Origin of the sequence: Nonomuraea glycinis (assembly GCF_035920485.1) — a bacterium.
Taxonomy (GTDB): domain Bacteria; phylum Actinomycetota; class Actinomycetes; order Streptosporangiales; family Streptosporangiaceae; genus Nonomuraea; species Nonomuraea glycinis.
Genome location: NZ_CP109166.1, coordinates 5,618,119 through 5,640,354, shown reverse-complemented (window position 1 = coordinate 5,640,354; position 22,236 = coordinate 5,618,119). Strand labels below are relative to the sequence as shown.

The 22,236-nt window shown below is 67.8% G+C and carries 16 protein-coding genes; 10 read left to right on the top strand and 6 right to left on the bottom strand.

The window, feature by feature from the left end:
* Positions 1-1,815: 1,815 nt before the first annotated feature.
* Positions 1,816-3,060, bottom strand: a complete 1,245-nt coding sequence (locus OHA68_RS26520) for a DUF418 domain-containing protein (RefSeq protein WP_327102658.1) — start codon at positions 3,058-3,060, stop codon at positions 1,816-1,818.
* Positions 3,061-3,164: 104 nt separating this feature from the next.
* On the opposite strand from OHA68_RS26520, the gene OHA68_RS26515 reads away from it, so the two are divergent.
* The 5 genes from OHA68_RS26515 to OHA68_RS26495 all read left to right on the top strand — a co-directional run bounded on the left by OHA68_RS26515 (position 3,165) and on the right by OHA68_RS26495 (position 10,493).
* Complete coding sequence (locus OHA68_RS26515; RefSeq protein ID WP_327102657.1) at positions 3,165-3,917, top strand: TetR/AcrR family transcriptional regulator; 753 nt, start codon at positions 3,165-3,167, stop codon at positions 3,915-3,917.
* A gap of 408 nt (positions 3,918-4,325) precedes the next feature.
* A complete protein-coding gene (locus OHA68_RS26510; protein ID WP_327102656.1) occupies positions 4,326-4,886 on the top strand; it encodes a GNAT family N-acetyltransferase in 561 nt (186 codons plus the stop codon).
* Between the two features lie 1,830 nt (positions 4,887-6,716).
* Positions 6,717-8,567, top strand: a complete 1,851-nt coding sequence (locus tag OHA68_RS26505; RefSeq protein WP_327109563.1) for an IS481 family transposase — start codon at positions 6,717-6,719, stop codon at positions 8,565-8,567.
* 178 nt (positions 8,568-8,745) lie between these two features.
* Positions 8,746-9,951, top strand: a complete 1,206-nt coding sequence (locus OHA68_RS26500; protein ID WP_327109562.1) for an IS256 family transposase — start codon at positions 8,746-8,748, stop codon at positions 9,949-9,951.
* Between the two features lie 104 nt (positions 9,952-10,055).
* Entirely contained in the window at positions 10,056-10,493 is a 438-nt protein-coding gene (locus OHA68_RS26495; protein WP_327102655.1) for a GNAT family N-acetyltransferase, read from the top strand.
* 48 nt (positions 10,494-10,541) lie between these two features.
* On the opposite strand, the gene OHA68_RS26490 is transcribed toward OHA68_RS26495, so the two are convergent.
* The gene (locus OHA68_RS26490; RefSeq protein ID WP_327102654.1) at positions 10,542-10,817 is read right to left on the bottom strand and encodes a hypothetical protein; all 276 of its coding nucleotides are present in this window, start codon (positions 10,815-10,817) and stop codon (positions 10,542-10,544) included.
* 73 nt (positions 10,818-10,890) lie between these two features.
* Here OHA68_RS26490 and OHA68_RS26485 point away from each other — a divergent pair, with 73 nt between their 5' ends.
* Positions 10,891-11,115 (top strand): hypothetical protein, encoded by a 225-nt coding sequence (locus OHA68_RS26485; RefSeq protein WP_327102653.1) that lies wholly within the window; start codon positions 10,891-10,893, stop codon positions 11,113-11,115.
* 250 nt (positions 11,116-11,365) lie between these two features.
* Here the strand turns inward: OHA68_RS26485 and OHA68_RS26480 are convergent, their stop codons facing one another.
* Positions 11,366-12,505: an acyl-CoA dehydrogenase family protein gene (locus OHA68_RS26480; RefSeq protein ID WP_327102652.1), complete on the bottom strand. Its 1,140-nt coding sequence runs from the start codon at positions 12,503-12,505 to the stop codon at positions 11,366-11,368.
* Positions 12,506-12,514: 9 nt separating this feature from the next.
* Positions 12,515-15,931 (bottom strand): indolepyruvate ferredoxin oxidoreductase family protein, encoded by a 3,417-nt coding sequence (locus OHA68_RS26475; protein ID WP_327102651.1) that lies wholly within the window; start codon positions 15,929-15,931, stop codon positions 12,515-12,517.
* A gap of 156 nt (positions 15,932-16,087) precedes the next feature.
* Between OHA68_RS26475 and OHA68_RS26470 the strand changes: the two genes are divergently transcribed.
* Positions 16,088-16,540, top strand: coding sequence for an Lrp/AsnC family transcriptional regulator (locus OHA68_RS26470; protein WP_327102650.1), 453 nt, complete (start codon positions 16,088-16,090; stop codon positions 16,538-16,540).
* A gap of 129 nt (positions 16,541-16,669) precedes the next feature.
* On the top strand, positions 16,670-18,220 hold the full coding sequence (locus tag OHA68_RS26465; protein WP_327102649.1) for a M28 family metallopeptidase: 1,551 nt from the start codon (positions 16,670-16,672) through the stop codon (positions 18,218-18,220).
* A gap of 75 nt (positions 18,221-18,295) precedes the next feature.
* Here OHA68_RS26465 and OHA68_RS26460 read toward each other — a convergent pair whose 3' ends face one another.
* Positions 18,296-18,442 carry a hypothetical protein gene (locus tag OHA68_RS26460; RefSeq protein ID WP_327102648.1) on the bottom strand — a complete coding sequence of 49 codons (147 nt, stop codon included), beginning with the start codon at positions 18,440-18,442 and terminating at the stop codon, positions 18,296-18,298.
* Between the two features lie 171 nt (positions 18,443-18,613).
* Here OHA68_RS26460 and OHA68_RS26455 point away from each other — a divergent pair, with 171 nt between their 5' ends.
* Entirely contained in the window at positions 18,614-18,766 is a 153-nt protein-coding gene (locus OHA68_RS26455) for a hypothetical protein (RefSeq protein ID WP_327102647.1), read from the top strand.
* A gap of 104 nt (positions 18,767-18,870) precedes the next feature.
* Here OHA68_RS26455 and OHA68_RS26450 read toward each other — a convergent pair whose 3' ends face one another.
* Entirely contained in the window at positions 18,871-20,004 is a 1,134-nt protein-coding gene (locus OHA68_RS26450) for a PP2C family protein-serine/threonine phosphatase (protein WP_327102646.1), read from the bottom strand.
* A gap of 219 nt (positions 20,005-20,223) precedes the next feature.
* Between OHA68_RS26450 and OHA68_RS26445 the strand changes: the two genes are divergently transcribed.
* Entirely contained in the window at positions 20,224-22,197 is a 1,974-nt protein-coding gene (locus OHA68_RS26445) for a glycosyl hydrolase family 18 protein (RefSeq protein ID WP_327102645.1), read from the top strand.
* Positions 22,198-22,236: the final 39 nt, after the last annotated feature.

Genomic DNA, 22,236 nt, shown 5'->3' with positions numbered 1-22,236 from the left:
GCCTTGACGGCGATCGCCCCAGCCCTTCCGATGGACACCGAAGTCCGCGACCAGGTGGTTTGGCAATGGGGCCTGGGGCCGAGGGGCCGACCTTCCGCTCTCCAGGCGGCGCAACCGCTCTGCTCGGATGATCGAGATCGTGGTTGGGCCCATGTCGACGGTGGCGAGGACGGATCGACGTATGGGGACGTTGGCTGCTGTCAGCGCTGCTGTCACCTCAACCACGCTGAGTCATCCTCAATCATCCGTCCCAGTTAATGCGCCAGTCTAGTGCTCGTCTAACAACTCCCTTCCGCTGAACCAAGACCACAGCCTCAATCCGTGCAGCGTTGCCAGCGGGATAGGCTAAGGATCGGAAGCCATCCCTATGAGCGCCGGCTTATCCTACTGTGACACCTTAATTTGACGAAGAGGCCTATCTGCCGCTGATAGCTCAGCGCGGCGGGTAATCTGGTCGTAGCACATCAGCCAATCGTCAAAGCTGTCAGAAAAAGTCGCGGTACATAATTTCCGGGCAGTTTCTGCCCAATCGCGCGCATCTCCTCGATCGTTGCTGAGTGTTGTCTCCGCAGCGTCGCCTTTAGCGGTAACGGCAACATTAGGTAAGACCGGATTACCTTCGAAAATTCCGAGTACATCGGTAACCATCGAGACCGCGGCGATAAGCAGGGGCCCCAAAAGCGATCGCGGAAAGCTGCTCCCTCGTAAGATGAAGGCCTCCGCGAGCTGGTAGGCGATGTCGCCCTCGTGACATGAACCGATCATATGACACTTGGGTAGATAGGCCACTAAAGCTCAGCCGGTAGGTAGAGGGCCGGCCAGCCCACCGGCGCCGCCGTACAGCCACCGTGTCCGATGGCGAGCCCGACGGAGGAAACCTCGGCGGTGATCGCTCAAGTCTCCACAACCGGCACCCAAGCCCGCGATCGTCACGGCCTCAGCCACCGTGCCGCCTTCTGATCCGTAGCAAGGTCGACAGCGTCCACGCCCGTACACGAGCAGTCAAAGGTCCAGCTCATGGCGCGAACGGGAAGCCCACAGTTGTCCAGGACAGTCCAAGGTCGTTGTTAGCAGCCGCGTTAGCAAGATCACGACATGTGCTGGTAGTACCGGAACGCGATAGCGCATGACGGGCGGCACGTGCGCGTGATCCACTGGTCAGATGGAGAGCGTGGTAACGAGTCTTGTAGCGATCTTGGGGACGCTGTTGGGAGCCACCACCACTTATGCCTTCCAGATAAGGACTGCTAAACAGGCGCGCCAGTCTGCGACGGAAGAACGACTGTGGCAAGAACGTCTGGCGGCGTACAGCACCTTCGCCGGCGCGCTTACGGACTTCCGGAAGAGCCAGAACGCCGATGGCACAGGGAACAGGAAGACTCCCAGAGCGCTGCGTACGCTACTGCACGAGATGAGTCCTACCGCCAACGCGCCAACGCGACGGCCGCTCTCTTCAGGCTGCGGCTGGTCACAGCGAACCATGAACTCGATGGCCTGGCATCGTTGGCATTAAGGCTGACCGAGGACATCCACGACGCTACAGACGAACAAGATCGAACTGACCGAGGTCGGAAGGCCCGCCGAGCCCTTCTCGACTTTGCTCAGGCAGCGGCCGTTGATGTCCAGCACCTCCACGCGTAGCGATCTCGAACTGCCGGCGGAACCGTTGCTGCCTTGAGAGCCTGCTTGCAAACGGGAGCCAGTCACAAGGTCGTGGGCTTCTTGTCCTGCTCAAGAGGCAGATGCGGGCCGACGGCGGATGGTGGCGCGAGGCGGTGTTGCTGTACTCCGCTGCTGTACGGGAGACGTTGCGTTCTAAGACTGGCCGTTATCGTCAAGCCGATGCGACGGCATTGCGGCCCGTCCCCGAGGCCCGTAGGTCAGGCGGCGCAGGACGATCTCGGCGGGACCGGCCTGCTCGCGCTTGTCGAGGAGGCGGGCGATCAGAACGGTCGCGAGCCAGACGGCCACCGCGATGATCAGGCCGGTCACTGTGGGGCTGCCGAAACGGCCGCCGAGGGCGAGCGTGAAAGGTGCCAGGAGGATGAGCCAGGCCACCGACTGGAACAGGTATCCGGACAGGGAGCGCCGACCCAAGGCCGAGAGGGCGCCGACGACGGGGCCGGGCCGGGTGACCCGCATGGCGATCAGGCCGAAGACGGCCACGTAACCCGGGCCGGCGAACATGCCGCTAGCGCCGTGGAGCGTCAGCATCAGACCGGCGGCCGACTCGTTGACGTGCAGCCATCCGGCACTGACCAGAGCGGCCGGGAGACCTCCGGCGATGGCGACGCCGAGTCCGAGGACGGCGGTCCACTTGAGCAGGGTCTTGTGGCGGGCCGGCTCTTCGAGGACGCGGCTGCGGGCGGCCCACATGCCCAGCCAGGCGATGAGGATGAAGGGCAGGACGGTCAGTGTGTGCATCGGCCATTCGCCGAGACGATCCAGCATGGACTCCAGGTACCCGGGCGCGGCGAGGGAGTTGACGTGGATCGCCAGCAGCGGGGCCGACCCGCCCGAACCCCCGATGATGCCGCTCACCACGATGGCGCCCATGACCAGGACCTGGACCGCCGCCACCGCCCAGATCACCAGCGCGATCCGGTGGAACTTGTCGCCGCGGCGCAGCAGCACCAGGGTCATCACGATCCCGACGATCCCGTAGGCGCCGAGGAAGTCGCCGTAGTACAGCAAGGCGGCGTGCGCGAACCCGAAGACGACGAGCCAAAGGTGGCGGCGCAACAGCACCGCGCGGACCCGCTTCGGTGTGGCGCCGGAGGCGTCCTGGCGGCGGGCGAGCTGGACGAGTCCGTAGCCGAACATCACGGCGAAGACCGGGTACCCGCGGGCGTGGACGAGTTCGAAGAGCAGGAAGTTGAGGCCGCGGTCGACGCCTTCCGGCGTGGCGTCGAGGCCGGGCTGGCCGGCGAAGACGACTCCGGCGACGTTGGCCACCGCGATGATCAGCAGCATCGCTCCCCGGGCCAGATCCGGTGCGAGGGCGCGTTCGGCGCGCCGCACCGGCCCTCTCGGTGTCCGCGGTGCGGCATCAATGCTCATGTAGTCCTTCTCCCGAGATTTAGTTTTCGAGAGAAAGTATCATATATATACTAATGATGTCTGGCATGATGGGGCCTAACTTTCCGGGGGCGAACGAGGGAGCCATGACCAGCGAGGACTTCGTTCCGGCGGCGCTGCGCCGGCTGTGGCGGATGCCGGAGTCCCCGCGTCTCGGGCGGCCCGCGGCCCTCGACGTCGACCTGGTCGTCGCCGCGGCGGTGGAGATCGCCGACCGTGACGGGCTCGGCGGCGTAACGATTCCCAAGGTCGCAAAGAGCCTCGGCTTCACGGGGATGTCGCTCTACCGGCACGTCGGATCCAAGGACGAGTTGCTCACGCTCATGGCCGACGCCGCCATGGGCACGCCGCCGGACCTGGACACCGACGACTGGCGCGAAGGGCTGCGCAACTGGGCCTTCGCGCAGCGCGCGGTGTTCCGGCGTCGGCCGTGGCTGACGCGCGTGCCCGCCTCCGGACCGCCCTCCGGTCCGAACCAGATCGCCTGGATGGAGGCCGCGCTCGCAATCATGTCCCGCGCCCGCCTCGACTGGGCGCACAAGGTCGGCATCCTGATGCTGATCAACGGCTACGTAGTCCAGTCGGTACGGCAGTACAGCGAGCTCGCCGAGGGCAGGGCCGGAGGCCAGGGGCAGGCCGACTCCGAGCGCGACTACGGTCGCGCGCTGGTCCGGCTTGTCGAGCCCGAGCACTTCCCCGAGACGGCCCGGCTGTTCTCCTCGGCGCTGTTCGAGGCGCTGCCGTCGGACACCCCCGACGCGACGATCGCCGACACGGACTTCTCGCTCGGGCTGGAGCTGATCCTCGACGGCGTCGCCGTCCGGATCGAGCGGTCCTGAGCCGCCATCAGACGCGTCCTCCTCGGCGCAGCAGGCGGTCCGCGACCCGAGTGGCTCGACTGGTCGGCCACGCCAACACCGTGATCACCGAGACGTTCCACCGTCTCCAGATCCGGCCCGTCATGCAGGAGGGCCCGTGAGGCTCGGTTCCATCCTGGTATGGCAGGAGGGCGGCCTTATCACCCGCGACCAACAGGATGCTCGGTTGATGCCTGACGCGGCGGCGCTTCGGTTGATGGTTGGCATGATCGATCCAGGGCCGTGCCGAGGATGCGACTCGCGGCATGACAGTGCGTCCGGTGCTGTCGGCGCACGCGGGCGCAGCCACCCTGCTAGGTAAGCTTTGTCCGGCTGGGCGGCAGAATAACCGGATGTGTAGCCGTGGTATGTCCGCTAATGTCCCACCTCATGGAGAGCACCAACCTACGCACCGAACGCCTCGAGCTTCGCCCGGTGCGTGACGAGGATGTCGACCGGATCCTGGAGTACCGCAACCTGCCGGAGGTCACTCGCTGGCTACTGCGCACGGAGGTCGACCCTGCGTCTCTCCGCGAGGTGTGGCGGCGCGTGGCGGAGAACCCCGATGACCACAGCGTGGCGGTGGCTCTTGACAGCGTGGTGATCGGGACCGTCTCGCTCGACGTGGTCGACGGTATGGGTCAGCCCGGCATGCCGCCGCGGACGGAGGCCCAACTCGGCTACATCTTCGACCCGGCGTACGGCGGCCAGGGCTACGCGACTGAGGCTGTCACCGCGATGGTGGCGCACGCGTTCGACCGGCTGGGCGTTCGAAGGATCACCGCTGGCTGCTTCGCGGACAACCTCGCCTCGGTGCGGATCCTCGAGAAGGTCGGCATGCGTCGTGAGCAGCACAGCGTCGGCGACTCCTGGCACGCCGAGCTGGGCTGGGTGGACGGCTACACGTACGCCCTGCTCGCCGAGACATGGCGGCACGGGACGGCGCCGTAGGGTCGGCGATGGTGATGAGGCTAATGGCACGTTATGGCACAAAAGCCCCGCCTCAAGATCCAGAACGGGGCGTTTTCGCAGGTGGAGCGTAGCGGATTCGAACCGCGGACATTCTGCTTGCAAACGGGAGCCAGTTATGACATGAAAGGCTCCTGGCCCTGGTCAGGTGGCAGACGAAGATCGGTGGAGTGTGATCGCGTGAGGCGGCGTGACCGTATCTCTCTGCTGTACAGCCGTTACCCGGGCCCAGCCGGCGAGAAAAGGGAACCCTGTCGTGTCCGGCGGTACCGGGCGGTTGAGCTTCTCGGTGAGCTTCCAATCAATTCCACCGTGCCTTCGTCACGCATGATCGAGAGCCAGCGCCGTACAGTCTGATCGGTCAGGCCGGTACGCCGGGCCATCTCGGCACGCGAGAGGGTCTCGTCACCAAGCGCGTCCAGTAGTTGAGGGCGTCGATCGGCGCGTGTCGATGCAAGTGCTTCCCCTGGGGGAGGGCGGTGCTCCCGCTGGGACAACTCGTACTGCGCCCATCGCCTGCTCCCGGTCTGAGTCACTAGTTCACGTGCTACCAGATCCCGTAGTTCGGCCGCAGCCACACGCGAGTCCACACCGGTCGTGCTCCGGTAGGAGCGGTTGTCCAGGATCTCTCATGGTGGGGTGTTCTACCTGGTGGAGCCTAGGAGATTCGAACTCCTGACTTCCTGCTTGCAAAGACGCATGCCGATCTTGCTTCATCAGCGCAAACACAGCTCAGCCCGCTAATCACGTTCCCCAACTCCCCGCTGTTCCCCCTTGTCTCCCACTCCATCGGGCACGCAACGGGCACGTCCGCTGCGGTGGCCGGTGGGGCAGGGCTGAGGAACGAAGCCCTGGACCTTCGATCGCCCTCAACCCCGAACGGCGACCGGCCACGGCGCGATCGTCAACCTGTATCAGTGTGATGGCCCGCCAAAGGCTCAGCCATCTACGAGCGGTTTCGTGGCCGTGGGTCTCGCACATTGTGGAGGTAAAATGAGGCATGAGCCAGTGAAATGGCGGAGTGGGCGATCAACTTGCCGTGAAGCGATCTCGCCGTCGCTGGAACCGCCAGCCTCGATGAGGGACGGTCGGGTTGTCGATCTTGGTGAAGAGGTCCACACTAACTGTTCATGGATGACGTCACCTCGGGTTTGGTCCCCCTGATGCACCCTCGACAGCGCATCGGGCTTGTTCTGGTGGCGACGCTGGGTGCACTTGGACTGCTGGTCGCCGCATTCTTCGGCCTCGTCACGGGGTGGAGAGGTTGGAGTTGATGACAGCGTCCGCGGTTGGCAAGAGATGGCGTGGATGATCCTGTGGCCTGTATCCATGCTGGTTCCCTTGATTGTGGCCGTGCCCGTTATCGGCTGTGCCGTTGGCCGGCGGGGCCACTTCGGCAAGCGGCTAGCTCTTCAGTTCCTGCTGCTCGCCGTTGCAGGGCTCGTCTGGGGTGTGTCGATCAAAGTCCTCGCTGGGATTCCGTAGCCAATTGCCATGAGATTCATGGGTTGAACTTTGAACGCATCACGCGACCCGAGTGGCGGGCCGCGCGCGAGAACGGCCTCCCGGCCGCACGCGCAGCGTGCGGCCCGCAAGCTCGGGCCGCGTGGCGGCGGGGAGCGCCGCCCTTGATACCAATGAGAACAATTCGGCAAGATTCGCGAGTTAGTCCTGTCCTGTCTCGCTTGATGGTTGACACTCTGGCCTCGCTTGATGCTTGACACCTTGATCGTCTTCTGTGACTGCTCGATCGTCTTCTGTGACTGCTCGTGGCGTTATCGACGCTTCGAGGCCCAGGTGGCATTGGTGGAGTTGAGTGTCGTGGAGCAGCGCTATCACGCGGTGATCGAGGTGTTGTCGGGGGCGAAGGTCACTGATGTGGCCGGCCGGTATGGGGTGTCGCGGCAGTCGGTGCATACCTGGGTGCGTCGCTATGAGGATGGCGGCCTGGCGGGGCTGGCGGATCGTTCGCATGCTCCCAAGGCGCATCCGATGCAGACGCCGGCGGCGGTGGAGGCGCTGATCTGTGAGCTGCGACGCGCCCATCCGCGGTGGGGGCCGCGCACCCTGTTGTGGGAACTGGGCCGGCGCGGAGTGGAGCCGCTGCCGTCGCGGGCGAGCATCTACCGGGCGCTGGTGCGCAACGGCCTGATCGACCCGATGGCGCGCCGCCGCAAGCGCGGCGACTACCGGCGCTGGGAGCGGCCGGGGCCGATGCAGTTGTGGCAGATGGACATCATGGGCGGGCTCATGCTCGTCGATGGCAGCGAGGCCAAGCTGATCACCGGGGTGGACGATCATTCCCGGTTCTGTGTGATCGCCTCGGTGGTGGCCCGGCCGACGGGGCGGATGGTCTGTGCGGCGTTCGCCGAGGCAATGCGCGGCTATGGGGTGCCGCTGGAGGTGCTGACGGACAACGGCAAGCAGTTCACCGGCCGATTCGGCGGGCCGAAGGCGGGTGAGGTGCTGTTCGAGCGGGTCTGCCGGGAGAACGGCATCAGGCTGCGGCATACCGCCCCCCGCACCCCGACCACGACCGGCAAGATCGAGCGGTTTCATCAGAGCGTGCGCCGCGAGTGGCTGGATCAGGCGTTGCCGTTCGACTCGATCGAGGCCGCCCAGGCCGAGACGGACTCGTTTGTCGAGCATTACAACACCGCCCGCCCGCATCAGGCGCTGGACATGGCCTTCCCCACCGACCGGTTCTTCGCCGAGCGCAGCGACGACCAGCGCCGGGCCGAACGGGAACTACCGCTGCAGCTACCCGCCGGCCTGACTGCGGTCGTGCCCGAAACAGTGCCTCCCGCACGGGAGCTCGTGACGGCCAGCGCGGTGCTACCAGGCGCGGCAACGGCGGTTGCGCAGCCGTCCACGCCGGTCTGTGACGATGCGGTGCCAGTGACCGAGCCGCGGCAGGTGCAGGCCATTGAGGTCGACCGAATAGTGCCCGCCTCGGGCAACCTGCAGATCGCCGACCAGCAGGTCTGGCTCGGCCCCGACCGCGCCGGGCTGCCCATCACCTTGTGGATCAGCACCGCGCACCTGCACGTGCTCACCACCGGCGGCGGCCGCCTCAAGACCGTCGCCTCACGCCTGACCAGCAAAGACCTGGCTGTGATGCTGGAACGCGGCGATGCCCGCCCGGCCGGCTCCGCCCTGGTGCAGGTCCTGGCCGAGGGCCATCCGGCGGTCGAGATCGACCGGATCGTCAGCACCATCGGCATCGTCAGCCTGGCCAGCCGCGGCCTGTGTGTCGGCTCGCACCTGGCCGGCCAGCGCGTCACCCTGCGCCTGGACGGCGTCACCGCCCAGGTCACGGACGGCGAACGCACCCTGCTGCGCACGCTGCGCTGCCCGCTGCCGATCACCGCCTGCGGACGGCTGCGAGGCGCCCGCCCCGCCGGCCCGCCACCCACACCATCCACCACGCCGGTCACCCTGCACCGCGTGGTCTCCACCCGCGGTGGCTTCCAGGTCGTCGGCCAGAAGATCCAGGTCGGCCGCGTCCACGCCCGCAAGATCCTGGACGTGACTATCGATGACACCCACATCACCGTCCACGACAACGGCGAACCGATCCGCATCGTGCTGCCCCGAACCACCACCCAGGAGATCACCAGGTACAAGTCGAAGGCGCATACTAAACAGCGAAAGACCAGCTAGGAGTGTCAAGCATCATCCGACGCCAAAGCGTCAAGCATCAAGTGAGACGCGAGGGAGTGTCTAATGAACGGCGGATCTGCTGATCAAGGAGAGACGCCAAGTGAGCGAGACGACGACCGAGCGCGAGTCCGTGGAGGAGCCGGTCGGCAAGGCCACGTCGGACGAGCAGTTGATCGCCATGCTGGTCGACCGGGCCCGGAGCGAGGGCCTGCAACTGACCGGTGAAGGCGGGCTGTTGCAGCAGCTTACCAAGCAGGTGCTGGAGTCGGCCCTGGAGGGCGAGATCACCGATCACCTCGGCTATGACAAGCACGAGGCGGTGGGGAAGAACAGCGGCAACAGTCGTAACGGCACCCGTGCCAAGACCGTGCTCACGGACGTCGGTCCGGTCGAGGTGAAGGTGCCCCGCGATGTGGCCGGCACCTTCGAGCCGCAGATCGTCAAGAAGCGGCAGCGCAGGCTGGCCGGCGTGGACGAGATGGTCTTGTCCCTGTCGGCGAAGGGGTTGACGCACGGGGAGATCTCCGCGCATCTGGCCGAGGTCTATGGGGCGGAGGTGTCGAAGCAGACCATCTCCACGATCACCGACAAGGTGATGGACGGTATGGCCGAATGGCAGAACCGGCCGCTCGACCGCGTGTACCCGGTCCTGTTCGTGGACGCCATCAACGTCAAGATCCGAGATGGGCAGGTGGCGAACCGGCCCGTCTACGTGGTGATGGCCGTGACCGTGGACGGCACCCGCGACATCCTCGGCATCTGGGCCGGCGACGGCGGTGAGGGCGCCAAGTACTGGCTGCACGTGTTCACCGAGCTGAAGAACCGCGGCCTGGAGGACGTGCTGATGCTGGTCTGCGATGGTCTGAAGGGCCTGCCCGACGCGGTCGAAGCGGTCTGGCCTCGCACGATTGTTCAGACCTGTGTGGTTCACCTCCTGCGCAACAGTTTTCGTTACGCGGCCCGCCAGGACTGGGACAAGATCGCCAAGGCGCTCAAGCCCGTCTACACGGCCCCCAGCGAGGACGCCGCGATGGAACGGTTCCTGGAGTTCCAAGAAGCCTGGGGAAAGAAGTACCCGGCGATCGTGAAGCTGTGGTCGGACGCCTGGGCCGAGTTCGTCCCCTTCCTCTCCTTCGACGTTGAGATCCGCAAGGTCATCTGCTCGACCAACGCGATCGAGAGCGTCAACGCCCGCATCCGCAAGGCCGTCCGCGCCCGCGGGCACTTCCCCAACGAGGCCGCCGCCCTGAAGTGCATCTACATGGCACTGATGAGCCTCGACCCGACCGGCAAGGGCCGCAAGAGGTGGACCATGCGCTGGAAGGCACCACTGAACGCCTTCCAGATCGCCTTCGAGGGCCGCCTCACCCCGACCAACAGCTGACCACTCAACAACCAAGATCAGCCGTTAAGTTGACACACCCAGACGCGACAATCTTGATTGGTGTCCCGGCCCGGTCTTCCGATGCGTCGTCGTAGGCTCGCTGCATGGATGTTGAAATTGAGGTCATCCAGGAGGCGAGTCAGGAACTCGTGGTGGCCTTCGGCCGACTCTTGCCGCAACTGTCCTCGTCGGCTAAGCCGCTGGACTTTGAAGCGGTTGAACGCATCGTGAGAGGTGACGGCAACACGATCGTGGTCGCTCGTGCGGACGGTGAGATCGTCGGGACATTGACCTTGCTGCTGTTCTCCATCCCCTCCGGGCTGCGTGCCCGGATCGAGGATGTGGTGGTCGACACCGCGGCGCGTGGTCGGGGAGTCGCAGTGAAGCTCACCCAGCACGCTCTACGGCTGGCTCAGGATGCGGGGGCACGAACCGTCGATCTCACCTCGCGCCCGGATCGTGAGGCGGCGAACCGGCTGTACGAACGTCTTGGCTTCCGGGTCAGGGAGTCCACGGTCTACCGGTTCGCGATGGAAGGGTAGCCGCCGCTCTCTTGCCCAGCGGTACCGGTTCGATACCCCCCACGTCAGTCAGGCCGGTCCCTGGTGAATGGGCTGAGTGGTGTCCCATACGCGCTCGAAGCTGGTGGTGTAAGCGTCTGCCGGTCCTTGGTCGTCGGTGTGGGTGAGGTGCATGAAGGGGGCGTTGGCTGCTGGTGTGCCGTAGGCGTGGGTGTTAACGAGCAGCTGATCGTCGGCGCGGTAGATGGAGTTGTACAGCACGGTCCGGTGTAGGCGGATCTCGACGCCTTGGGCGTCTCGCAGCGATCGGTACAGGATGAGCGCATTCCTTGCCTTCGCTGCCATGATGCGAGCCCATGATCGACTTCGACGACTTTCACGACCTCCACCCGGCCTTCCCAAGCCGAACGCCTTGCTCGTGGACTGGTCTCCCTGCCGGACGAACAGCCCCAGATTCCGCGTACGAGCCCACACCTGCGACTGCTCCCCCGTCGTCTACGAACTCTGCGTCGCCAACGGACTCACCTACGTACGCCGCTCCGACTGGTCCACCTACCCGACATCCGTCATGGAGAGCGAGCGCCTCATCGACCACCGCGCCCAAGAACTGTGGAGCCAGATCATGCGAGGAGAGACGAGGTAGAAACACTCCGGCCACAGCTGTAAGCGCTTCCTCCTCGTTGTCCTGGTCACACCAGCGGTACGACCAGGACAACAAGGAGGAGGAACAACCTGGGTAGAGATGAGTCCTTAGCGGAACCCGCCCGCCAAGACCGTCGCGCGCCGCCAGGCGCGCCCCAGGAAGACAGCCCGAGCGTAGCGAGGCCCTTTGAAAGCAGGGTGGGCAGCAGACGGCCCACCCCTCAGATGGTCAGCGGGTGGGTGCAAATGGGTCAGCGGGCCAGGTGTCTGCTGATGACCAGGCGTTGGATCTGGTTGGTGCCTTCGAAGATTTGCATGATCTTCGCCTCGCGCATGTACCGCTCGACCCGGAACTCCCGCGTGTACCCGTACCCCCCGAAGACCTGCACCGCGTCCGTCGTCACCTTCATCGCCGTGTCCGTCGCCACCAGCTTCGCGACGCTGGCCTGCCGGCTGTACGGCAACCCCGCATCCCGCCGACGAGCCGCGTCCAGGTAAGTGGCCCGAGCGCTGTCTACCCCAGCCGCCATGTCAGCCAGCAGGAACCCCAGCCCCTGATGGTCGATGATCCTCTTCCCGAACGTCTGCCGCTCCTTGGCATAGGCAACGGCCTCGTCCAGAGCAGCCTGAGCCAACCCGGTAGCACAGGCAGCGATCCCCAACCGCCCGGAGTCCAAGGCGCTGAACGCGATCTGCAGCCCCTGCCCCTCCGATCCGAGCAGCCGGTCGTCCTCCAGCATCACCCCGTCGTAATGGGCTGAGGTGGTGGGCACCCCATGCAGCCCCATCTTCTCCTCAGGCCGCCCGAAGGTCAGCCCGTCAGCCGCCCCAGGCCCCAGAAAACAGGAGATCCCCCGATTCCCCTCCCCAGTCCGGACGAACAGCGCATAGAAGTCAGCCTTACCCCCATGGGTGATCCACGCCTTGTTCCCCGTGACCCGATACCCGCCCTCGACCTTAGAAGCCTTGCAGGTCAGCGCCGCCGCGTCGGACCCGGCCTGCGGCTCCGACAAGCTGTACCCCCCGACCAGCTCCCCCGCCAGCATCCGAGGCAGCCACCGCTCCCGCTGCGAAGCACTCCCATACGTGGCCACCGGAAAACAGGCCAGCGTATGCACACTGGTGGCCACCGCCACAGCCGCCCACCGCGCCGCCAGCTCCTCGATCACCTGCAGATACACCTCGTACGGCTGCCCACCCCCACCGAACTCCTCCGGATAGGGCAGCCCGAGCAGCCCAGCCTCCCCCAAGGTCGCGAACAACCCTTCGGGGTAGGTCTCAGCCTTCTCATGCTCGTCGACCCGCCGCCCGAGCTCCTTGTCGGCGATCTCACGGGTCAGCTCGATCAGGTCTGCGGCGTCCTGGCCGGGCAGCAGGCGGTCAACGGTCACGGTCACTCCTCACAGGGCGGGGTGCGCGGCGGGCTCGTCCAGCCGGGCCAGCTCGGCCCGGCACTGCTCACGCCACTCGGCGACGCGGGCGAGCTTGATGTCCTCGTACCCGCGGATCATCTCCGGCAGCGCGGCGAGCGAGGCGACCGCCTCGGCGGTGCCGGGCGTGAGCCGGCTGAGTGCGTCGCGCATCACTTCACGATATTCGGTGATCAGCGCACGTTCGACCCGCCGTACCCCGGCATACCCGAACACATCGAGCGCGGTGCCGCGCAACACCCGAGCCGCGCGCAAGCCCCGGAACAGCACCCCGGCCGACCGCCGCAGCTTGATCTTGCGCTTCATCCCCAGCGCCCGCAGCGCCGGCGGGTGCAGCAGCACCGACACCACGGCGTCCGCGCCGAAGTCCCGCTCCCGCGCGGCCTTCTCCTGCGGGTCCAGGTGCAGCCGCGCGACTTCGTACTCGTCCTTGTACGCCATCAGCCGGTGCAGGCTCCTGGCGTGGGCGAGCGCGATCCGCTCCCCGTCCTCCTGTCCGGCGCGCGCGGTGGCGAGCGCCGTCACGTGGCTCACTTCCTCGGCGTACGTACGCGCGTAGGCGGCGTTCTGATAGCCGGTCAGGTCGGCGACCCGGAGAGCCACTGCCTCCGCCAGCCCGGCCGGTTCGGTGAAGGCGGGCTCCGGGGTTACGGCGGCGAGCACGGCCGCGAGGTCCACCACGGCGGCGCGGCCCCAGCGGAAGGCGGCGAGGTTCCGTTCGACGGCGGCCTGGTTGAGCCGGATCGCCCGCTCGATGGCGTCGGCCGAGACCGGCAGGCAGCCGTGCTGGTAGGCGGCCCCGAGGAGCAGCATGTTGGCGGGCATGTGGTCGGCGAACAGCGCCTCGGACAGGCCGTGGGCGTCGAGGTAGAGGTTCTCGCCGGACCGGGTGGCGGACTCGACCCGGACGATCGCGTCGGCGGGCGAGCCGGGCAGGGTGGCGCGGCCGGTCACCATCGCGGCGGTGGGCACGATCGAGGTGTTGACCACGGCGACGGTACGGCCGGGCGAGGCGACGGCCAGGTTCCCGTCAGCGGCGACGCCCAGCACGTCGAACCCGATGAGCACGTCGGCGGTGCCCCGCGAGGCCCGCACCGAGCCCTCGACGGGCCGCCGCGAGACCCGCACGTCGCTGACCACCGGCCCGCCCTTCTGCGCGAGCCCGGTCTGCTCCAGCCCGGCCGCGTACAGGCCGTCGAGGTGGGCGGCCATCTGCAGGATCTGCGAGACGGTGACGACGCCGGTGCCGCCGATGCCGGGCATCCTGATGAGCACCGACTCGCCGCCGACCCGGCCGACCGGCTCGGGCAGCGCCACGGTCAGCTCGGGCACCGGGCGCGCCTGGCGGGTGCCGGGCTCGACGAGCAGGAACGACGGGCAGTCGCCCTTGAGGCAGCTCAGGTCGGTGTTGCAGGACGCCTGGTGGATGCGGGTCTTACGCCCGAACTCGGTCTCCACCGGCTGCACCGACAGGCACGTGGACTTCTCCCCGCAGTCGCCGCAACCCTCGCAGACGCGCTCGTTCACCACGACCTTGGCCACCGGCGTGGGCAGTTTGCCGCGCTTGCGCAGCCGCCGCTCCTCGGCGGCGCACCGGTCGTCGTGGATGAGCACGGTGACGCCGTCCAGCGCGGCGAGGTCCCGCTCGACCTCGGCGAGGTCGTCGCGGTGCCGCACGGTGGCGATCCCCGCGAGCCGGACCCCCCGGTACGTCTCGGGCTCGGGACTGGTGACGACGATGCGCCGTACGCCCTCGACCTCCAGGGCCCGCGTGAGCGCGGGCACGTCCAGGCGGCCCTCGGCGCGCTGTCCGCCGGTCATGGCGACCGCGTCGTTGTAGAGCAGTTTGTACGTGATCCGCACGCCGGCGGCGACGGCGGCCCGGATGGCGAGGGAGCCGGAGTGGTGGAAGGTGCCGTCGCCGAGGTTCTGCACGAAGTGGCGGTCGTCGGTGAAGTCCGCCAGGCCGATCCACTGGGCGCCCTCGCCGCCCATCTGGGTGATGCCGATCTGGTTGCCGCGCCCGCCGCCGTCCAGCGCGATCATCGCGTGGCAGCCGATCCCGACGCCGACCAGCGTGCTGTCGTCGGCTCGGGTGGAGGCGTTGTGCGGGCAGCCGGAGCAGAAGTACGGGGTCCGCGCCGCGACCATGGGCAGCATGCGGCGGGCCGGCCTGACAGGTGACTCGGCGGGTGCCAGGTGGACGGCCTGGCGGGGCAGGCGGTCGGCGCCGACGCAGGTGGCCAGTGCCTTGGCCACGTCCTCGGCGCCGAGGGTGCCGCGGGCGGTGAGCAGCTCGCGGCCGGTCACGGCGGGGGTGTGCGCGCGGCCGTACAGCGCCTGCTTGAGCTGCCCTTCCAGGAACGGCACCTTGTCCTCGACGACGAGCACCCGGTCGAGGTCGCCGGTCATGGCGGCCAGCTCGGCGGGGTCGAGCGGGAACGGCATGGCGAGTTTGATCAGCCGTAGCCCGAGCGCGTCCATCGCGGCCTCGTCCACGCCGAGGTCGGCCAGCGCCCGCTGGACCACGGCGAAGCCGGTGCCGGAGGCGAGGATGCCCAGGGTGGCGTCCGGCGCGGTGGAGACCACCCGGTTGAGCCCGTGCGCGCGGGCGTAGGCGCGGGCCAGGTCGAGCCTGCGGGTGAGCATGTCGTGCTCGGCGTCCAGTGAGGCCGGGCCGACCAGGGCGGGAGCGGTGCCCCGGTCGGCATGATCGGGGGCCGGGACGCCGTCGGACAGCCGGCCGAGGTCCACGGTGGCGGACGCGTCGGCGATGTCCGCGACGATCTTCAGAGCGGTCCACAGGCCGGTGGCGCGGGACAGGGCGACGGCGTGCAGCCCGTACTCGATGATCTCCGTGATCGAGCCGGGCGCGAGCAGCGGCATGGACAGGCTCTGCACCATCGGCTCGCAGGAGCTCGGCACGGTGGAGGACTTGCTGCCGGGGTCGTCGCCGATCCAGGCCACGGCGCCGCCGAGCGCGGCGGTGCCGGCCACGTTGCCGTGCCGGATGGCGTCGGCGGCCCGGTCGAGGCCCGGGTTCTTGCCGTACCAGAAGCCGGTCACGCCCTGGTGGCGTTTGCCGGGGAGTCGGCCGAGCAGCTGGGTGCCGGCCACGGCGGTGGCGGCGAGCTCCTCGTTCAGGCCGGCGCGGAAGACCACTCCCGCCGGGTCGAGGAAGCGCGCGGCCCGGCCCATCTCCATGTCGACCCCGCCCAGCGGGGAGCCCTGGTAGCCGGTGACGAGGACGCGGGTGTCGAGTCCGCGTCGCTCGTCGAGGCGGCGCTGTTCCAAGGTCAGGCGGACCAGGGCCTGGATGCCGGACATCAGCACGCGGCCGCCGGTGGCGGTGTACCTGTCGTCCAGCGACACGGGTGTCGTGCTCACGCCGGAACCTCCTGGGCTTCGTGGTGTGAGCCATAGCACAGCAACGCTGACGAGCCTGCGCAAGTATCCGACGACCGGATCGGACAAAGACGCAAAAAGTTATAGTTCCTACTGGTAATGGCCTGCTTTGTTTGCGTCTGATGGGACGGTTCTGACATGCCCGAGGTGGACGAGATCGATCATCATGTGCTGCGTCTGCTGCGCGAGGACGGGCGCCGGACGTTCTCCGAGATGGCGGACAAGGTGGGACTGTCCGTGGCCGCCGTCAAACGGCGGGTGGACCGGCTGCGCGACATCGGCGTGATCACCGGCTTCACCGTCCAGATCGACTACGCCAGGCTCGGCTGGGGCATCGAGGCCTTCACCGAGCTGCGCTATCCCGGCACCACCCCGGTCGCCGACATCGTCCGCACCACGGTCGACGTGCCGGAGGTGCAGGAGGTGTTCACCATCGCGGGCGACCCGGACGCGATGATCCACGTACGGGCGCGCGACCTCAGCCATCTGCAGCAGGTCATCGACCGGCTGCGCCGCGCCGGGGACGTCACCGGGACCAAGACGCTGCTGGTGCTCGGCTCGTGGACCCACGAGACCGCGCCGAAGGCCTGAGCGGCACGTTCGGACTCCGTGATGCAACAGAGACATCCCGCCCTCTCCTGCATTTCCTGATTTATCCGTACGTTCATGGAACGCGCGCACTTTGACCCGGGTCACCCCCCGATGTTCCGAGGAGCAATCATGCGTTCCCGCTTCCGCAAGGGCGTGCTCGGCGTGGTCGTCGCCGCCATGACGCTGTCCTGCGTCGCCTTGCCCGGCACGGCCAACGCCCATCCACGCCCCCACAAGGACCCCGTCCGCGACCTGGTCAAGGCCGTCTCGGGCAAGAACGTCACCAAGCACCTCCAGGTGTTGCAGGCGATCGCGAAGGTCAACACCAATACCCGGGTGTCCGGCACCCGGGGCTTCGACCTCTCCCGCGACTACGTCGCCGGAAGGCTGCGGGCGGCCGGTTACCAGGTGACCGTGCAGCCGTTCGAGTTCCTGTTCGAGGGCTACCGGACCCCGCCGGTGCTGCAGCGCACCAGCCCGGATCCGAAGACGTACACCTACGGGTTCTTCAGCGACTACGTGGCCATGGGCGACTCGCCGGCCGGCTCGGTGAGCGGCCAGACGCAGGCCGTGGACCTGGTGCTGCCGCCCGGTGAGGCGGCCAACAGCTCCTCCTCCGGCTGTGAGGCGAGCGACTTCGACGGCTTCGTCGCCGGCCGCATCGCCCTCATGCAGCGCGGCACCTGCAACTTCCGCGTCAAGGTGGACAACGCCATGGCGGCGGGCGCCTCCGGCGCCATCGTGTTCAACGAGGGCCAGGAAGGCCGCACCGAGATCGACCTGAACCCGGTGCTCGGCGGCCCCGGCGTGACGATCCCGTCGTTCTTCACCAGCTTCGCCGTCGGCGCGGAGCTCGCCGCCACGGCCGGCACCTCGGTCACGATGAACTGGGACCCGATCTCCGAGACCAGGACCACGTACAACGTGATCGCCGAGACCAAGAAGGGCGACCCGAACAACGTCGTCATGGCCGGCGCGCACCTGGACAGCGTCCAGGAGGGGCCGGGCATCAACGACAACGGCTCGGGCAGCGCCGGCATCCTGGAGGTCGCGCTCCAGTTCGCCAAGACCAAGCCGAAGAACAAGGTGCGCTTCGCCTTCTGGGGGGCCGAGGAGTTCGGCCTGCTGGGCTCGCAGCACTACGTGGACGCGCTGACGCCGGAGGAGCGGGAGAAGATCACCCTCTACCTCAACTTCGACATGATCGGCTCGCCGAACTACACCTTCGGCATCTACGACGGCGACGGTGACGCCTTCGGCACGGCCGGCCCGGAGGGTTCGGCGCAGATCGAGGAGGACTTCGAGAAGTTCTACACCGGCCGCCGCCTGCCGTTCACGGCGACCGCGTTCACCGGCCGCTCGGACTACGGGGCGTTCATCGCCGCCGGCATCCCGGCGGGTGGCCTGTTCACCGGCGCCGAGGTGCTCAAGACCGAGGAGGAGGCCGCGATCTTCGGCGGCACCGCGGGCATTCCCCTCGACCCCTGCTACCACAGCGCCTGCGACACCATCAAGAACATCAGCGCCAAGGCGCTGGACGTGAACGCCGACGCGATCGCGACCCTGGTGGCGACGTACGCCTTCGACACCGGCACGATCGGCACCGGGGCTCCTGCCCCGGCCGGCGCCGCCCGCACCACGGCCCCGCACCGGCACGGGCCCGCCGAGTCCCTCAACTAGCTCACGCACCGGCGCCCGCCCTTCACGGCGCGGGCGCCGATGGCGTGCGACCGATGTGACGGACGTCGCGTTGATTCAGTGGTGACGGCGGAACTTGTCCATGAAGCGCCTGGCCTTCTGCTGGTTGTTCGGGTCGTTGGCCATCCGCTTGGCCTTGTCGACCGTTTGCTTGCCTTCAGGGCTGCGCATGTAGGCGCGCACCCGATCCATGAGCTTGGTCATGTGGGGCCCCTACCCAGGACAGTGACAAGAACGCGGCCTCGTCATGAGCCCCTTAGGCAAGACCTGTGGCAAATGGGGAGCATACTAGAAGGAGTGAAACCCAGAAAAGCCGCGGCCCGGCGTCCCCTGCCCGGAAGTCCCTTCAACGTTCCCGAGGTGCCACCCCCACCATTGCCCCATTTCGTCGTTCAGGACAAGGTCAGCCACGACAAGTACGGTCTCGGCCATGTCGTAGGTGTCGAGGAGGACATCGCGGTGCTCGTCGACTTCGGCACCGAGATCCATCGCATCATCGCGCCGTACCCCAGGCTGTTCAAGCTTTGAAGGTCTCGCGGCCCTGGGCGGCGAGACCTCGACGGGCGCGTACGCGGGCGTGACGACGAGCTTCCGTCAGGAGCTCGTCCGACGCCTCACGGTCCCGGGTCCTGTCACGGCACCGGGAGCTTGAGCGTGCGCGCCGGAGCGGCCACGGGGTCAGCCCTGTGCAGGATGAGGACGGCGATGTCGTCCGGCGGGGCCGCTCCGATGAACGCGCTCAGGTCGGCGCGGAGCGTGTCCACGAGCCTGCCGGGCGAGACATCCGCCCACTCGCGCAGCCGCTCGTCCAGCGGATAGAAGGATCTGCCCGGCCCACGGGCCTCGGTGACGCCGTCGGTGCACAGCAGCAGCGTCGCCGTCGGCGGGAAGGCGAACCACGCGCTGGTGCGCGGCTCGGCGGTCAGCCGGCCCAGGCCCAGCGGCACTCCGGGCTCGCCGAGGCTCACCTGTCCGGCGTGGCCGTCGTAGATCAGATACGGCTCGATGTGCCCGCAGTTGACCGCCTGGACGCCCTGCCCCTGTCCGATGTGCAGCACGAGCGCAGTGACGAAGCGCTCGGGCTCGTCGGTGGGCCGGGCGTAGGTGTTGTGCCTGACCACGGCGCTCTCCAGCGCGTCCACGACGCCGATGAGCGTCTTCTCCCGGTAGGCCGCCTCCCTGAACGCGCCCACGACGGCCAGGGCCTCCCCGATGGCCGGCAACCCCTTGCCCTGCACGTCGGCGATGAGCACCCTGGTTCCGTACGGCGAGGGGGCCACCTCGTACATGTCGCCGCCGACCATGCTGTCCTCCTCCACCGGGTGGTAGAGGCCGTCCACGATAACCTGCCCGGTGCGCAGCGGCAGCGGGCTCATGATCGCGCGTTGCAGGGCCGCGGCGGCCGAGCGCAGCCGGTGGACCTCCTCTTCCCGGCGGATCCGATAGCGGCAGCCGAGGACGCTCAGCACGCCGAACGCGGCGGTGAAGCCGATCGCGCCCAGGTTCTCGACGAGGCCGCCGCCGAGCTGGAAGGCGGCGAGGAACACCGCCAGGAACACCCAGACGGAGGCGACGGCGGTCTGCCCTATGGTGCCCAGCGCCGCGACGATCGCCGGCAGGAAGATCAGCAGGGGCACGAGCCCCACCGCCGTGCCGAACACGGTGTCGAGCCCGACCACGACCGCGGTGACGACGACGAGGGTGACGGCGAACAGCCAGGTCGGCAGAGTGACCCGCCTGCGTTCGCGCCGCCTGCTCCCCCGCACCGCTACCTCCGGGATCCACCTTCTATCGGGGGGTTCGCGGGCCTGGAACCGGACACGCCCACTTGACGGCACCTTGCCCTAATCGGATCGCGTTTACCGTCATTGACGCTGACGCCGGTAAGGGGTTACGGTCAACGTACAACTATAAGGAAACTTTCCTAAGAGTTGACCGCACGTCTCCCATCCCGCCCCCCACTCCCACCGGATGCCGGAGCAGCCATGAGACACACCATCCTGAGCAAGGTCCTCGCCGGCCTGGCGGCGTTACTGCTGCCCCTCACCGCGGCGGTCGCCGCCCCTCCAGGCGCGTACGGCGCCACCACCTCCACCGGCGGCACCGTCGCGGCCTTCGCCGCCTGGGCGCCGTGGACCGCCTACACGGCGGGCACCCGCGTCACCTACGAGGGCGTGGAGTACGAGTGCCGCCAGAGCCACACCTCGCAGCCCGGCTGGGAGCCGCCGAACGTCCTGGCGCTCTGGCTGCCCACGAGCGGCGGCGGCGGTGACACGACCGCGCCGTCGGTGCCGGGCAACCTGCGCTCGACCGGCGTCACCTCCGGCAGCGTCTCGCTGGCCTGGAACGCCTCCACCGACAACGTCGGCGTCACCGGCTACGAGGTCTACCGCGGCGGCACCCTCGTCACCACGGTCACCGGCACCAGCCACACCGACACCGGCCTGAACGCGAGCACGGCCTACACCTACACGGTCCGCGCCCGTGACGCCGCCGGCAACCGCTCCGCCAACAGCGCCCAGGTCAGCGCCACCACCTCGGGCGGCGGCGGGAACGACACCACCGCGCCGTCGGTGCCGGGCAACCTGCGCTCGACCGGCGTCACCTCCAGCAGCGTCTCGCTGGCCTGGAACGCCTCCACCGACAACATCGGCGTCACCGGCTACGAGGTCTACCGCGGCGGCACCCTCATCGACACGGTCACCGGCACCACCCACACCGACACCGGCCTGAACGCGAACACGGCCTACACCTACACGGTCCGCGCCCGCGACGCCGCCGGCAACCGCTCCGCCAACAGCGCCCAGGTCAGCGCCACCACCACGAGTGGCGGCGGTGGCGGCGGTGACAAGGTTCTGGGCTACTTCGTCCAGTGGGGCGTCTACGGGCGCAACTACCACGTCAAGAACATCGACACCAGCGGCTCGGCGGCCAAGCTGACCCACATCAACTACGCCTTCGGCAACGTGCAGAACGGCCAGTGCACGATCGGCGACAGCTACGCCGACTACGACCGCTTCTACAGCGCGGCCGAGAGCGTGGACGGCGTCGCCGACACCTGGGACGCCGGCGCGCTGCGCGGCACCTTCAACCAGCTCCGCAAGCTCAAGCAGAAGCACCCGCACATCAAGGTGCTGTTCTCCTTCGGCGGCTGGACCTGGTCCGGCGGCTTCGGCCAGGCAGCGCAGAACCCGGCCGCCTTCGCCGAGTCCTGCTACCGCCTGGTGGAGGACCCGCGCTGGGCGGACGTCTTCGACGGCATCGACATCGACTGGGAGTATCCCAACGCCTGCGGCCTGAGCTGTGACAGCAGCGGCCCCGCCGCGTTCAGGAACCTGATGTCGGCGCTGCGGACCCGGTTCGGCTCCGGCAACCTGGTCACCGCGGCCATCACCGCCGACGGCACCAACGGCGGCAAGATCGACGCGGCCGACTACGGCGGCGCCGCGCAGTATCTCAACTGGTACAACGTCATGACCTACGACTACTTCGGCGCCTTCGCGGCGCAGGGCCCCACCGCCCCGCACTCGCCGCTCACCTCCTACAGCGGCATCCCGACGCCGGGTTTCTACTCCGACAACGCCATCCAGAAGCTCAAGAGCAAGGGCGTCCCGGCGAGCAAGCTGCTGCTGGGCATCGGCTTCTACGGACGCGGCTGGACCGGCGTGAACCAGTCCGCCCCGGGCGGCACCGCGTCGGGGGCGGCGCCCGGCACCTATGAAGCGGGCATCGAGGACTACAAGGTCCTCAAGACCCGCTGCCCCGCCACCGGCACCGTCGCGGGCACCGCGTACGCGTACTGCGGCAACCAGTGGTGGAGCTATGACACGCCGAGCACGATCGGCGGCAAGATGAGCTACTCGAAGAACCAGGGCCTCGGCGGCGCGTTCTTCTGGGAGCTCAGCGGTGACACCTCGAACGGGGAGCTGATCACCGCGATGAAGAACGGCCTGGGATGACCTCCCGGTAGCCGCCCACGCAGCCGCCCTGCCCGCGCA